Origin of the sequence: Bradyrhizobium sp. Ai1a-2 (assembly GCF_000426245.1) — a bacterium.
GTDB lineage: Bacteria > Pseudomonadota > Alphaproteobacteria > Rhizobiales > Xanthobacteraceae > Bradyrhizobium.
In genome coordinates this window covers 26254-40525 of the sequence record NZ_AUEZ01000005.1, presented here as the reverse complement: position 1 = coordinate 40525, position 14272 = coordinate 26254, and the positions used below count along the sequence as shown (strand labels likewise).

The window sequence follows — 14272 nt, the reverse complement described above, 5'->3', positions numbered from 1 at the left end:
ACGCAGCCCCTCACTCCAACCCTCTCAGAGCGAGCTTCGCTCGTCCCGACCCCGCGAAGGGCGGCGAGAGGGTAAGTGTGCTTGCCTTTATCTTTACCGGGATCAGGCACGGAAGCTAACTTCCGTGTCAGAATCTGTCACCTTTGTCAGTTGAAGTCGAAGGAGCATTTGGCTCATCTGATCCTCCTCTTGTTGCGACGTGATGCGTCGCTGCAATTCAACCAGGGAGGAATCGGGATGAAGAGCAAGCTCGTCAATTCGCTTATCGCGGGTGCGCTAACGACAGCGCTTGCGCTGGCATCGCCGGCCTTCGCTCGCGGCGGATTCGGGGGCGGTGGTGGCGGCTTTCACGGCGGCGGCATGGGCGGCGGCTTCCACGGTGGCGGCTTCGGCGGTGGCTTCCATGGCGGCGGCATGGGTGGAGGCTTCCGCGGCGGTGGCTTCGGCGGTGGGATGCACGCCATAGGCGGAGGCGCACGTTTCGGCGGCATGGGCGGAGGAGCGCGTTTCGGCGGAATGGGCGGAGGACCGCGTTTCGCCGCCATCGGCGGAGGTCCGCGCTTTGTGGGTGGGCGGTTTGCCGGTGCGCGGTTCGCGAATGCTGCATTCGCGCCTCGCTTCGCGAGCCCTGCCTTTCGAGGCGCAGCTTTTCGAAGCGCAGCCTTCCGGCATGGCTTCCATGGCCGCTTCTTCCATCACCGCTTCAACCGCTTTGCGTTCGTCGGAGTGCCCTTCGGCTACGCCGCCTACGCCGGCTACTACGACGACTGCTGGACCCGAGTGTGGACGGGATATGGACCGCAGTGGGTCAACGTCTGCGGGTACAACGGTTACTACTGACTGCCGAACCACGGTGTGATGATCGCGACGTGGTGCCCTCCGGCGAAGCCACGCCGGGCGGGCCTTGGGCGACCGTCACATTCATGTGAGCCGCCCTGCGCAACCATCGGAGTACGATAACCGTCTCCGACAAAGCTAGCTGCGCGAGTTCCTGGTCTTCAGGAACGTCGCGCGTCTGTGGCCAGTCATTCGGAAGAAGACCATGACGGCAGGTCATCGCCGCATTCTGGTCGTCGAGGACGACCCGGAAACTGCAGGCCAACTCGCCGAGCAGCTCACAAGCAGCGGCTATGAGGTGGATCTGGCCGCGAGCGGCAACGAAGCGTTACGCCGCGGTGCGTCCTGCGATCATGCGGTGATCACGATCGACCGCATGCTTCCCGATATCGACGGCATCACGGTCATGCGTCAACTGCGCGACGGTGGCGTCGCCGCCCCCTTCCTGATCATCAGCGCGCTCGGCGAAGTCGATGACCGGGTGCGCGGCCTGCGCGCCGGTGGCGACGATTATCTGGTCAAGCCCTTCTCCTTCGTCGAGTTGCTGGCGCGGCTGGAAGCGCTTGGACGGCGTAGCGAGACCATAGCCAAGGACACCATCCTGAGGGTCGGCGATCTCGCGATCGACCTGATCGCGCGCACCGCCAACCGTCGCGGCAAGGACATTCCGCTGCTACCGCGGGAATTCCAGCTCCTGGAGTACCTGGTCCGCAACGAAGGCCGCGTCGTCTCCCGCGCGATGCTGCTGCAGCACGTGTGGGACCTCCACTTCGATCCCTCGACCAATATCATCGACGTCTATGTCGGACGCGTGCGTCGCAAGGTCGACGACCAGCAGGCCTATCCGCTGATCCATACGGTCCGCGGCATGGGATACTGTCTCCGTGCTCCTCGCTAGTACACTGAGGTCAACGACCTTCAAGCTGGCGCTGGCCGCGATCGTGACCTTTGGCGTAATCGCCTCCGCCATCTTCGCCTACGTCTATCTGTTTACCGCGTCTTTCGTGCGCAGCCGATCAGATCAGGCAATCATGGCCGAATATTCCGGTTTGCTCGGCGCTTACGAGCGATCAGGACGCAGGGAACTGATCGAACTGATCCGAAACCGGCTAGCTGGCGGCAGTCCTGCAGAACACGTGTATCTCCTGGTCGATCATGCGTCGGACGTTCTCGCCGGGAATCTCGACAAATGGCCTTCGGCGGCCACGGCTGCGCAGGGATGGACGGAATTTCGCGCTCCTGGCGCGCCGGATGCGGCAAGCCAGCCGCGGTTTCGTGCCATGTCGGCAACGCTGCCGGGCGGCGATCGTCTGCTGGTGGGAACTGATATCAGCGACCTCGACAGCTTTGCCGCCAAGATCAAAGCGGCGGTGATCGCGATCATTTTCCTGATGTTCGTGGTCGCGGTGGTGGCGAGCATCCTGGTCACGCAGCGCACGGTGGGACGAATAGAAGAGATCAACGCCACCAGCCGGGCCATCATGCAAAGCGGCCTCGACAAGCGCATCCCGCTGCGCGGCAGCCATGACGAATGGGATCGCGTGGCGGAGAACCTGAACTTGATGCTCGACCGCATCGAAACCTTGATGGGAGACGTCAAGCAGGTGAGCGACAATGTCGCGCATGATCTGCGGACGCCGCTCACCCGGATGCGCGGACGGCTGGAGAAGGCTTATCACGGCGGGCGCATCGGCGAGAATGATCAGGCGCTGATCGGCGACACGATCGCGGATCTCGATGCTGTCTTGGGAATGTTTTCGTCGATCACGCGGATCGCGCACATCGAGACCCAGGTGCGCAAGGGCGCGTTTCGTACCGTCAACCTGGTCGAGATCGCAAGCGAGGTCGTCGAGCTCTATGATGCCGCGGCGGAGCGTGATGGCACCGATCTTTCCATCACGGGCGATCACGAGGTGCGGGTGACCGGCGACCGCGATCTGCTGTTCGATGCCATCGCCAACCTCGTGGACAATGCCATCAAGCATGGCCGCGCCGGGGGCAAGATCGTCGTTGCCTGCGAGAACGTCGATGGCGGGGCCGTCATCGCGGTCACCGATGACGGACCCGGAATTCCGACTTGCGAACGCGACCATGTCTTCAAGCGGTTTTACCGGCTCGAGCAGAGCCGCTACACGCCTGGAAACGGCCTCGGACTGAGCCTCGTCGCCGCGGTAGCCCACCTTCACGGCGCCCGGATCGAGCTGCTCGATCATTCACCGGGGCTTCAGTTCAAGCTCTGGTTCTCGACACCGGCGAGTTAGAGCATGATCCGATCAGATTGAAGTGTAGCCGCGATGAAGCTGCGCTCCCTCTCCCGCTTGCGGGAGAGGGCTGGGGTGAGGGCTGCTTCCGCATTGGGACTCCCCAAGAGGAGAGAACCCTCACCCGGCGCTTCGCGCCGACCTCCCCCGCAAGCGGGGGAGGTGAAGCCAACTGGCAGCGGATTCAACGTGATGGGACCATGTTCTAGCGGCGGAGGCCAATGTGTTTCGCTTTTGCGTCGTCAGGCGCGCCGTTTACGACCGGATGGCCGAACCCTCAGTCGACAACAGGCCCGTGAAAAGCGGACGAACGTAGAGCCGGACCGCGTTCTCCGCGGTGATCCCTGGCGCCCATCGCTCCAACTCGGACGCAGCATTGACCATCGTCGACACGAGCTGCGCGGCAATGGAGGCGTCGAGCAGGCGAACCTCGCCTTGCTCCATTCCTTCCACGATGAACCTGCCGAAGCGTTCGGTGAGGCGGTTGAGCCCGGCCTGGGCATCCTTTCGCTGGCCGAGGGGGAGCGCACCCCAGGCGGTGATCCGCAGCAGGGGTCCCTGGTCGGACAGTTGAAAGCGGACGAGTTCCCGCACGCTCGTGCAAAGGCGGGCCCAGCCTGATGGGCTGCGTTCGATGGCGAGCGACTGCATCCGCCGCACCACGTCAAAGGTTCGCTCGAAGCAGGCGATGATCAATTCGTCCTTGCTCGTGTAGTGATGATAGAATGATCCCTTGGTCAGGTTGAGGCTGCTCGCGATCCTCTCCAGCGATGCGCCGCGATAGCCCTGTTCATTCACCATCATGGTGGCCGCGCGCAAGAACGCCTCCGGAACGACATCCCGCGCGGTCGCGGCCCGCGGCCAACCGAGCTCGGGCGCTCCGCCTTCCCGCCAGGATTTAGGGGAGCGGGCAAGACCATTGATCAGGATCGCAGACATCCGTTCAGCCGCCGGCCGGTAGTCGGACGGCTCATAGCGCGAGACCCACGCCCGCATCATGTTGACGAGCGACAGCAGGAGGTGGGTCCGGGCATTTCTCGACAAGCGATCCTCCGCCGACTCGCCGCAGGGAAGGAGCGAGCGCACGCTGCGGAACAGATCGTTGTAGGCGCCAAACACGCGACGCGCATGGGAGCCGGTCAGTGCGCGGATATCGTTGAAAAACACCAGCTCGTCCCGCGCGCCGGTGGCGATCTCCGCCAACAGATCGGCGTAGCCACATACGTAGCTGCGAATTCTGTCTTCCGGCCGGCTCTGCCGTGATGCGTCGACGACCACGTTCCTGGTTGATTCTATCGCCGCGAGCAGGCATGCCGCGGCGAGGTCTTCCTTGCGGCGATAGTAGTAGGTGATGCTGTGAGTCAGGAGTCCGACATCCCCTGCGATCTCGGCCAAAGTCGCGCCCTTCAGGCCGTCGCGGTTGAACAGGCGCGCCGAGGTTCCGATGATCTCCTCGCGCCGCTTCAGGTATTTTTGCGTGTACGCAGCCGGATCACCGCGCCGCGTGGACCTGTTGGACGGCATGATTATGCGGCCATGTCGTGGAGGTGGCAGGCGACGGCCCGACCGGCACCGAGGTCGCGCAACGCAGGATCCTCGTGTCGACAGCGATCCATCGCCAGTGGACAGCGCGTGTGGAAGCGGCAGCCGGACGGCGGATTCATGGCGCTCGGCACCTCGCCCGAGACCGCAACGCGTTTGCGGGTGGCCTCGACGACGGGATCGGCGACCGGCACGGCCGCCAGCAGCGCCTGGGTATAAGGATGGAGGGGCCTCCGATAGATCTCGTCCCGCGCCGCGATTTCGACGATCCGCCCCAGGTACATCACGGCGATGCGGTCACTGACGTGGCGGACCACGGCAAGGTCATGGGCGATGAAGAGATAGGCCATTCCGAGCCGTTGCTGCAGCTCGACAAAGACGTTCACGACCTGCGCCTGGATCGACACGTCAAGCGCGGAAACCGGCTCATCGCAGATGATGAGCGCGGGCTCGAGCGCCAGCGCACGCGCAATGCCGATCCGTTGTCGTTGGCCGCCGGAGAATTCGTGCGGGAAGCGGTCGGCCATGTCAGGCAGCAGGCCGACCGTCCGCATCAGTTGCGCGATCCGTTGATCAAAGACATTCCTGTCTTTCGCAAGACCATGAACCTCGAGTGGCTCGCCGATGATATCGCGGACCTTCATGCGCGGATTGAGCGATCCGAAGGGATCCTGATAGACCATCTGCATGCGCCGGCGCAGCGGACGCAGGCTGGACTTGTCGAAATGGGTGATGTCCTGGCCTTCGAACTCGATGCGCCCGCCTGATGGCTCCAGCATCCGCAGGATCGCAAGGCCCGTCGTCGATTTTCCGCAACCGCTCTCGCCGACGAGGCCAAGCGTTTCGCCGCGTTTCAACTGGAACGAGACGCCGTCGACGGCCTTTACGGTCGCCACCTGCTTGCGGAAGACCGCGCCCTTGTGCACGGGAAAGTGCACCTGCAGATCATCGACGCGGAGGAGGACATCGGCCTCAGACATGTGCAGGTGTCTCCAGCCAGCAGGCGGTTTGGTGTTGCGGTCCTATCTCGGCCAGGGCGGGCCGCTCGCGGTGGCAAAGGTCGGTGGCCTGCCTGCAGCGCGGCGCAAACGCGCATCCTGTCGGCAGCCGGGCCAGGTTGGGCGGCTGTCCGTCGATCGGCACCAGGCGCTTGCTGGTGTCGCCATCGAGCCGCGGCACTGACGCCATCAGGCCGCGCGTATAGGGATGCCGGGGATTGGCGTAGAGCTCGCGTGCAGGCGCCTGCTCCACCACGCGCCCTGCATACATCACGACGACGCGGTCGGCATATCGGGCGACCACTCCGAGGTCGTGCGTGATCAGGATCAGCGAGCACCGAGAACCCTGCGCGAGATCCTTCAGCAGATCGAGGATCTGCGCCTGAACGGTTACGTCGAGCGCCGTGGTCGGCTCGTCCGCGATGATCAGCCGTGGCTCGCAGGCCAGCGCCATCGCGATCATGGCGCGCTGGCGCATGCCGCCCGAGAACTGGTGCGGATAGGCACGGACCCGCGATTCCGTATCAGACATCCGCACGCGACCGAGCAGTTGTTTCGCCGCGCCAAGCGCCACATCCCAGGGCTTGCGCCGATGGACATTGATCGGTTCGGCAACCTGCAATCCCACGGTAAGCACCGGGTTGAGCGAGCTCATCGGCTCCTGGAAGATCATGGCGATGCGGTCGCCACGTATCTCCATGATCTCGCGCTCGGAAAGCTTGGTGAGATCCCTGCCTTCGAACAGGATCTCGCCGCTTTCGATCCGGCCGGGCGGCGAGGGAATCAGGCGCAGGATCGACAGCGCAGTCACGCTCTTGCCGGAGCCCGACTCGCCGACAACAGCCACCGTCTCGCCCACGCCGACATCGAAGGAGACATCATCGACCGCAGTCACCGCCCCCCGCCCGCGACCGAACCGGGTCACGAGGTTGCGTACGCTGAGGAGAGGTTTGGCTGCCGTCGTCATTGCAAGGCTCATCGGTCCTAATAACCAAGCTTCTTCTTCAGATCCTGATCGATCCAGATTCGAGCATGGATAGGACCGGGCCGTTCGGAGCCGACACGCAGTTCGCCGCCATAGTTCTTCACCCACGGCCACCATGCCGTATAGAAGTAGTCGACGGGCAGCCAGATATAGGGGGCCTTGTCCACGATCTCGCGCGTCAACGCCTTGATCATGTCCTGGCGCTTGGACTCGTCCCGCTCCAGGTAGACGTCGTTCATCTTCTTGTCGAATTCGGGATCGGAGTATTGCGACGGATTCCAGGTCTGCTTGGTGACGAAGCTCTTGCGGATCGACGTCGTGGGATTGGTGTGGCCGTTGCGCATGAAATAGCCGGCGGCGTTGGTCTTCGTGGTCATGGCGGAGAGGAAGGCGCCATATTCCATCGGCTGGATCTCCAACTTGACGCCCACTTTCTCCAGATACGCCGCGACCAGCGGCAGCAGATCCATGTGATCCGGCGAGCAGGAGCAGACCTGAACCTTGAAGGAGAAGCCGTTGGGGTATCCGGCTTCCTTCAGCAAGGCCTTCGCCTTCTCCGGATTGTACGTGAAGAGTTCCTTCACGCTGTCGGGCATGCTCTCCAGCGGCTCGTAATAGCCGATATAGTCCGGATGTATGGGATAGGCGAACAGTTCGGCATTGCCATTATAGTAGGAAGCCACGATCTCTTGCTTGTTGACCGCCATGTTCAGCGCGCGCCGCACACGGATGTCGTCGAACGGCTTGGTGTCGACGCGCATCGCGAGGAAGGTGCCGCCGGTGCCGAGTGAGCGTGCCCACTGCAATTGTGGTGCGCTCTTCTTCAATTCGTCGACGGCGCTCCACCTGATCGCTTCGAGAAGGTCGAGCTTGGCGGTGCGGAGCGCGGTGAGGAACGTGGCTTCGTCCTTGATGGTGCGATAGACGATCTTGTCGACGAACGGCAGCTTGTACTCCTGGCCACCGATCTTTTCCTTGTCCCAGTAGACCGGATTCTTCGAGAACGTGACGGCGTTGCCCTGGACATAGTCGGTCAGCATGAACGGGCCGGTGCCGTTGGCGTTCTTCCAGTTGCCGGCGCCGGCGTCGACCACCTCCTTCGGCACGATGCCGGAATAGTAGCCCCAGCCGAAACGGTAGTCCCACTCGGCGTGATAGTTGTTGAAGGTAAAGACGACCGTGTGCGGGTCCGTCGCCTCGACTTTCTGTACGTGGTCGAAATAGGTCGGGACCTTCTTCGGGCTCTTGTCGAGGCGGTAGTAGCTTTGCACGACGTCGTCGGCGACGAGCTCGCGCGAGGCCATCACGCCCGGCTTTTCGGGAAACATCACGCCCTTGCGGAGCTTGACCTCGACGCGGAGCGGATTTTCCTTCCATTCCCAGCTTTCCGCGAGTTCGCCCTTGATGGCGTCGCTCGGCAGCCAGGCATCCGGCACGAAGCTGTATTTGCCGCCGTTGCGCTTTGCCTTGGAAAGATCGCCAGCAAAGAGCTGTTCGTACATCAGCCCGGTGTCCTGCTGGAATTTCCAGGTCCAGTCGGCGGGATCCCACGACAGCGGCGACAGGGTCACGTAGACCATGCCGATGTTGAGCGTGCCGCCTGTTTGCGGCTTCTCATCTGCCAGGGCAGGCAGCTGCGACAGGCCAAGCGTAGCTGCGATGGCCAAGCCTCGCGCGAGACTGCCCAACGTCGTCTTCCGATCCATGTTTCCCTCCCTCATTGTTTGTTCTTATCGCTGCCGAGCTATCTCGACCCGCGCATGCGTGGGTCGAGCAGATCGCGCAAGGCATCGCCAAAGACGTTGGTGGCGTAGACCACGATGGTCAGGCAGAGCCCCGGCGCCAATGCCAGCCATGGACCCTGGAACATGTACGTTCGCCCGCTGCCCGACAGCAATCCGCCCCAGGTCGGCGCCGGTGGCGGAACGCCGAGGCCCAGGAACGACAGTCCGGATTCGACGAGGATCACGGCGCCGACGCGGGTCGTGAACAGCACGATGATCGGCGGCATGATGTTGGGCAGGATATGCCGCCAGAGGATGCGGCTGGTGGAGGCGCCGATCGACTGGCTGGCGTGCACATACATGTGCTCGCGCACGGAGACGACGGCGCCGCGTATGATGCGCGAACCGGCAATGCCGAAGGCAAGGCTCAGGACGCCGATGATCTGCGGCATGCCCGGACCCACCACGGAGACGACCGCGATCAGGATCACGAGTTCGGGAAACGACATGTAGGCATCGACGAACCGCTGCGTGATCAGGTCGAAGCGGCCGCCGATATAGCCCGTCAATGCGCCGATCAGCACCGAGATCACGGTGGCAAGGAACGCCGCCGAGAAGCCGATGATCACCGAAAGGCGGGCGCCATACAGGCAGCGCGAAAACAGATCCCGGCCGAGATTGTCGGTGCCGAAGAGGTGCGCCCACGACGGCGGCTTCAGCCGCTGTATGGGATTGATCTCGTTGAAGCCATAGGGCGCCAGCACATCGGCGAACAGGCCGGCAAAGACGAACAGCAGAAAGATGACCCCGGCCGCCGCACCAAACGGCTTTTCGCGGAACAGACGGCCCAGAAACTGCAGCACCGGGTTGCGTCTCGTCTCCTGGTCGAGGGAGGCATTGGCTTGTTCGATTGCCGTCATCTGGTCCTCACCCGGGGATCGAGCAGGCCGTAGCTGAGATCGACCATGAGGTTGATGAGCATCACCGCGAGTCCGACCGTCAGAAAGACGCCGGTGATGATCGGATAGTCCCGCTGGTTCACCGCCTCGAGCAGGAGTAGCCCCATGCCGGGGATGACGAAGATCTGCTCGATGACGATGGCGCCGCCGATCAGCAAGGGAGCCTGGAGACCCACCAGCGTAATCACCGGAATGAGGGCGTTTCGCAACGCGTGGCGCATGATGACGAGGCCTTGATTGAGACCCTTGGCGCGGGCAGTGCGGATGTAGTCCTGGCGCAGGACCTCCAGCATCATGGTGCGCGTCATGCGCATCGTGACAGCCGACAGGCTCGCGCCGAGAACCATGGCCGGCACGATCATCTGCTTGAGGTTCTGGATGGGGTCGTCGACGAACTTCACGTAGTTCACTTCGGGCGACCAGCCCCACCAGATCGATGGGAACACCATCACCATGGTGCCCATCCAGAAGCTCGGCACGGCCAGCAGGAGGATCGAAAACGAGCGCGCGACGAAGTCTCCCACGGTGTCCTGCCGGACGGCGGAATAGACGCCGATCGGCAGCGCGATCACGAGACCCACCGCGAGCGCAATGATGCCGAGCTCGAAGGTGACAGGCAGGCGCTGCAGGACGAGTTCGAGGACGGGGGTCGATTGCCAGAGCGACCGGCCGAAATCGCCTTTCAAAATGCCGACGATCCAGATCAGGTATTGTTCGGCCATGGGCTTGTCGAGGCCAAGCGCATGAACGAGCTGCTCGCGGCTCAGCTTGTCGGCCGCCAGATCGTTCTGGCTCAGCATCATGTCGATCACGTCGCCCGGAATCATCCGCACCGTGGCGAACACGATCAGACTTGCAAAGAGCAGCGTAGGGATCAGCGCCAGCAGCCGGCGCACAATGTACCCGTACAAGGGCCTACCCGCTGATGGTAGCAGCTAGCGAGCATGCCGGAAGTTCGAAAGCAGTGTTCGTTAGCTTCACCTTGCAGTTCTCCCTCTTGCAATCGGTCTTTTGCCGATTTTTCGTGAGGAGAAATTCGCCGCTCAACTTGCGTTGCAACGCGGCAATTTCGAGCATTTCCCCACTATTGTTTGGATCGTATCACCGCTTAGCACGCTTGCAACAGCTTCGTGGAAGCGACGACTGCCTCCGAGCGCGCTGGCAGCTACCATACTCGGTTTTTGAAAATGCTGATGCGGCTCGTGGCCGCAGTGGGGATACGAGCAGGACGTCGAAAGAAAGTTCCTGGAGCACGATGAGATGAAGTCGAATCATATCCGCCATGAACGCTGCGCTCCCTCTCCTGCTTGCGGGAGAGGGCTGGGGTGAGGGTGTCTCCGCATTGGGATTCCCCGAATGGAGCGAGCCCTCACTCGGCGCTACGCCATAGCCGAAGCTTCGCTTCGGCGTCCCTTAAGAACGGCCGCCGAAGGCGGCTTATGCCTCTCCCGCAAGCGGGAGAGGTGGGAGTGCGATGCGCAACCGATCCGATCGATTCGGATCATGCTGTCGCACGGAATATTGCCGCGGCTACTCCGCGGCCTCCGCGCCGCGTGGCTCGTCCTTCCGCTCGAGTGGCGACTGCAGCACGAGCATCGTCTGCGGCGGCCGGGCGATCTGGATGTTGAGCTCGTGGAAGCGCCTCTTCATGCGCCGGTAGAACTCGCGCTGCACCGGCCAGCGTCCGGAGTCGGTGCATTGGATCTGGCCGACAATGGTCGTCATGGTGGCATCGACCTTGTCGACGCCCCAGAGATCGAGATCGCCGCGGATCATGTGCTGGAATGCGGGATCCTTGCGCAGATCGGCGCCGATCTCCTTCAGCACGGCGCCGACGCGGTCGGGATCTTCCTTGTAGTCCACGTTGACGCTGACCGAGGCATTGCCGATGCCGCGGTTGGTGTTGGTGACTGATGTCACCGAGCTGAAGGGGATGATGTGCACGGAGCCATCGCCGGCGCGGAGCCGGATGGTGCGGATCGAGAGATTCTCGACGGAGCCAGACAGGCCCGACACGGTCACGAAGTCGCCGACCTGCATCGCGTTCTCGAGCAGGAGGAACAGCCCGGTGATGACGTCCTGCACCAGCTTCTGCGAGCCGAAGCCGATGGCGATGCCGATGATGCCGGCGCCGGCGAGCAGCGGGGCGATATTGACGCCGAGCTGGCTCAGCGCCGTCAGCGCGACGACGGTGAGGATGATCGACAGCAGCGTCGTGCGCAGCATCGGCAGGAACGTGCGCAGCCGCGCCGCGCGGGCGTAGCGTCCTTCGCGCGAGAGCTGCAGCAGATGCTGCTCGACGGCGGCATTGACCGCTTCCCAGATCGCGAGCGCGACCACGGCAGCAATGGCGACCGTGATCAGCGCCGACAGCAGGCGTCCGCCGATGTGATCGCTGGTGAACCATTCCGCTGCATCCAGGCCCCAGACCTCGAGCAGCGCGATCACGGTGATGATAGCGATCACGCCCGAGACGATGCTCCGCAAAGCGGGGAAATACCGGTTGGCGCGTGCTTCGAGGCCCGGAAACTGACGCGTGAATTCCGGGCTGATGCGGAACACGCGGTCCAGCGCCGCCATCATCGCAATCGACGCCAGCCGCGCGATCAGGAGCACGGCGACGCTGGCGACGAAATAGCGGAACAGCAGCGCATAGCCGTTCTGCACCCGCAGCGCCCACACGGTCCATAGCGCGAGGTCGAGGATGATGGCGAGAATGTGCCAGACGTCGGCGAAGCGGTTGCGCGCCACCACGAGCGGGCCGCGCGCGCCCGCCGGCGCCCGGATCCAGTCGGCGACGCTGCGGCGGCATTGCAGGATGATGATGACCACGAACAGGTGCACCACCAGCATCAACAGCCGGACCACGGCGTGATAGGCCGGCCGGTACAGGCCGAGCAGCAGCGCGATGTTGGCGAAGGCGACGCCGAACACGATGACGGCGACGATGCGCCGCCACCAGATGTCGAGATAGGCGGCGGCTTCATCGCGGATGATGAACAGGCTGGGCTGGCCGGAGGCCGGCGACATCACCGCCGCGGTGACGGCGAGGATGCTGCGGTAGATCACGTAAGCATTGACCATCGCCAGGATGACGACGCGTGGCGTCGGTGCGCGGCCGATGTCGGTTGCGAGCAGGAGATTGCCGATCGCCGCGAAGCAGACCACCGGCAACAGGTCCAGGAACAGTCGCGCCAGTGCAAAGGGAAACCGTATCGCGAGCTGCCATGCATAGGTGAGTGTCGCATGCCAGCGCCGGACCGGCTGCGTTTCGGTGGCTGCATTTGCATCCCGCACGGGATCGGAATGCCGCGCCCGCACCGGAATGTAGCGGTCGATGGCGGCGAGCGGACGCCGGATCGCGCGGCGGATGATCCATTCCGCCATGAAAGCGCAGGCGATGACGAGCACGAGCCGCCACGCCGTGTCGAGCAGCATCTGCTGCATGTACGGATTGGTGGTGAGATTGACGCCCCAGCCCCAGATCATCGGAAAGTCGGACACGGTGCGCGCCGCGGAGGCGAGCTGGTCCGATACGTCGCCGAACCAGTCCGAGACTTCGGCGAGAAGCTGCACGCCAAGGTTATCGCTGAAGGCCGGCGGCGACCCCGAACCTTGCGGCTGTGCCGTCGCGCCGGAGGAGGACGCTTTCGCGATGGTCTGCAGCGTCTGGATCAGCTGCGCCCGCTTCTGGTCGTCCTGCAGGATATCCAGCGTCGCTTGCGCCTGCGCCGCTGCCGTCGGCGGCGGAGGAGGCGGGGGCGACGTGTTCGGGAGAAGCATTTGCGATCGCGCCGGCGAAATCAGCAGCAGCAGACAGGTGAGCGCAATCGTGAAGAGTCGGAGACAGTTGCTCGGCATGAAAACGCAGCGATCATGAGGGGTGGCGGGAATCGCGTATATTTAACGCGGGTACGGCCATAGTTTGGCATGCCTGTGACAGGCGTCTCACTGCCTGCCAACGCATCAGAGCGTTTTCGAGCGAAGTGGATACCGGTTCGCGTGAAGAAGCCGCGTCAAAACGAGATTTCAAGCTTCGGTTCTGATCAAATCAGAGCCGAAAACGCTCTAGTCACAAGATGTTCCAATACCCCTACGAAAATGCCGCCGCTGCCCCGAGCGTGGTTCCATAAAGCACCCCTTTTTCCTTCAGCCAGCGCCGGTATACCACGGAGGAGGCGTCCGCCCGGGTCGGGATTTCCGCGCGCGGTTCCAGCGGCAGCAGGCGCGGGCGCTGATTCTCCAGGATGATGCGATCCTGCAGGAAGATCATCTGCTGGAACTGGACGAGATCGGCGAGTGCGGAGGTGTCGTCGATCAGGAACATCACCGGGTGGGCGCGGCAATGGTCGGGATCGAGCGGCTGCACGAACAGGCAGATCACATCCCAACGATCGGCGGCATTCGGGCAGGTCTTGTAGAGCAGCGTCGCGAAGGGGGCGGCGACCCGGTACATATATTGCGTGACGATGCCGTCCTTGGCCGATAGCGCCGCCTGCGGCTGGAAGAATTCACAGTCGGTGGCCCAGACCTCGTCGACGTCGCGGCGGATTTCGGTGGTGTAGTGGCGCACCTCCGTATGCGGCTCGGCGCCGAGGATATCGGTGTGGACGAAGGGGAAATGCGCCATGTCCAGGAAGTTCTCGACGATGCGCAGGCCCGAAGCGTGCACCGAGACGGCGCCGCAGACAACATGCCGCCGGTCCGCCTCATTGGCCTCGGGAATCGGCAGCACGTCGCGATCGGGTTTTCCGAGCGTGGTCCAGAGGTAGCCGTAACGCTCGCGCACCGGCAGCGGATCGTCGCTGTCTTCCGCCGAGACGATGATCGCGCCATCCGCGTCGCGGAACGTGGTCAATTCGACCCCGAGCAGGCGATTGCGCCGGAGCGAAGCCGGGATGTCGCTAAGCGCATCCAGCACGTACCACTGGTTCAGCGTGCCGGCGTCGATGGTCCTGCTCATGGT

The 14272-nt window shown here is 63.3% G+C and carries 11 protein-coding genes; 3 read left to right on the top strand and 8 right to left on the bottom strand.

The genetic code is table 11. The annotated features are described in order from the left end of the window. The first annotated feature begins 237 nt into the window (after positions 1-237). The 3 genes from K288_RS0105575 to K288_RS0105565 all read left to right on the top strand — a co-directional run bounded on the left by K288_RS0105575 (position 238) and on the right by K288_RS0105565 (position 3098). Entirely contained in the window at positions 238-840 is a 603-nt protein-coding gene (locus tag K288_RS0105575; protein WP_027578639.1) for a hypothetical protein, read from the top strand. A 202-nt stretch (positions 841-1042) separates the two neighbouring features. After that, the gene (locus K288_RS0105570) at positions 1043-1735 is read left to right on the top strand and encodes a response regulator transcription factor (RefSeq protein ID WP_027578638.1); all 693 of its coding nucleotides are present in this window, start codon (positions 1043-1045) and stop codon (positions 1733-1735) included. Continuing rightward, positions 1722-3098 carry an ATP-binding protein gene (locus tag K288_RS0105565; protein WP_027578637.1) on the top strand — a complete coding sequence of 459 codons (1377 nt, stop codon included), beginning with the start codon at positions 1722-1724 and terminating at the stop codon, positions 3096-3098. Before K288_RS0105570 ends, K288_RS0105565 begins: the two co-directional genes overlap by 14 nt. 255 nt (positions 3099-3353) lie before the next feature. Here the strand turns inward: K288_RS0105565 and K288_RS0105560 are convergent, their stop codons facing one another. The 8 genes from K288_RS0105560 to K288_RS0105520 all read right to left on the bottom strand — a co-directional run bounded on the left by K288_RS0105560 (position 3354) and on the right by K288_RS0105520 (position 14269). Beyond that, positions 3354-4622 carry a TetR/AcrR family transcriptional regulator gene (locus K288_RS0105560; protein WP_027578636.1) on the bottom strand — a complete coding sequence of 423 codons (1269 nt, stop codon included), beginning with the start codon at positions 4620-4622 and terminating at the stop codon, positions 3354-3356. A gap of 2 nt (positions 4623-4624) precedes the next feature. Then, a complete protein-coding gene (locus tag K288_RS0105555) occupies positions 4625-5620 on the bottom strand; it encodes a dipeptide ABC transporter ATP-binding protein (protein ID WP_043159370.1) in 996 nt (331 codons plus the stop codon). Then, the gene (locus tag K288_RS0105550; protein ID WP_051334386.1) at positions 5613-6605 is read right to left on the bottom strand and encodes an ABC transporter ATP-binding protein; all 993 of its coding nucleotides are present in this window, start codon (positions 6603-6605) and stop codon (positions 5613-5615) included. Before K288_RS0105550 ends, K288_RS0105555 begins: the two co-directional genes overlap by 8 nt. A gap of 17 nt (positions 6606-6622) precedes the next feature. After that, a complete protein-coding gene (locus K288_RS0105545) occupies positions 6623-8329 on the bottom strand; it encodes an ABC transporter substrate-binding protein (protein ID WP_027578633.1) in 1707 nt (568 codons plus the stop codon). Between the two features lie 38 nt (positions 8330-8367). After that, the gene (locus tag K288_RS0105540; RefSeq protein WP_084799479.1) at positions 8368-9267 is read right to left on the bottom strand and encodes an ABC transporter permease; all 900 of its coding nucleotides are present in this window, start codon (positions 9265-9267) and stop codon (positions 8368-8370) included. Further along, a complete protein-coding gene (locus K288_RS0105535; RefSeq protein ID WP_027578631.1) occupies positions 9264-10217 on the bottom strand; it encodes an ABC transporter permease in 954 nt (317 codons plus the stop codon). The genes K288_RS0105540 and K288_RS0105535 overlap by 4 nt, the downstream gene beginning before the upstream one ends. Positions 10218-10836: 619 nt before the next feature. Continuing rightward, positions 10837-13089 (bottom strand): mechanosensitive ion channel domain-containing protein, encoded by a 2253-nt coding sequence (locus tag K288_RS44755; protein WP_160168938.1) that lies wholly within the window; start codon positions 13087-13089, stop codon positions 10837-10839. A gap of 310 nt (positions 13090-13399) precedes the next feature. Beyond that, positions 13400-14269: an aromatic ring-hydroxylating dioxygenase subunit alpha gene (locus K288_RS0105520; RefSeq protein WP_027578630.1), complete on the bottom strand. Its 870-nt coding sequence runs from the start codon at positions 14267-14269 to the stop codon at positions 13400-13402. Positions 14270-14272 lie beyond the last annotated feature (3 nt).

Bases quoted from the DNA above. Each gene is read 5' to 3' on its own strand.
- K288_RS0105520 (WP_027578630.1), bottom strand. From the start codon at position 14,269: ATGAGCAGGACCATCGACGCCGGCACGCTGAACCAGTGGTACGTGCTG.
- K288_RS0105570 (WP_027578638.1), top strand. From the start codon at position 1,043: ATGACGGCAGGTCATCGCCGCATTCTGGTCGTCGAGGACGACCCGGAA.
- K288_RS0105560 (WP_027578636.1), bottom strand. From the start codon at position 4,622: ATGCCGTCCAACAGGTCCACGCGGCGCGGTGATCCGGCTGCGTACACG.
- K288_RS0105550 (WP_051334386.1), bottom strand. From the start codon at position 6,605: ATGACGACGGCAGCCAAACCTCTCCTCAGCGTACGCAACCTCGTGACC.
- K288_RS0105555 (WP_043159370.1), bottom strand. From the start codon at position 5,620: ATGTCTGAGGCCGATGTCCTCCTCCGCGTCGATGATCTGCAGGTGCAC.
- K288_RS0105545 (WP_027578633.1), bottom strand. From the start codon at position 8,329: ATGGATCGGAAGACGACGTTGGGCAGTCTCGCGCGAGGCTTGGCCATC.
- K288_RS0105540 (WP_084799479.1), bottom strand. From the start codon at position 9,267: ATGACGGCAATCGAACAAGCCAATGCCTCCCTCGACCAGGAGACGAGA.
- K288_RS44755 (WP_160168938.1), bottom strand. From the start codon at position 13,089: ATGCTTCTCCCGAACACGTCGCCCCCGCCTCCTCCGCCGCCGACGGCA.
- K288_RS0105575 (WP_027578639.1), top strand. From the start codon at position 238: ATGAAGAGCAAGCTCGTCAATTCGCTTATCGCGGGTGCGCTAACGACA.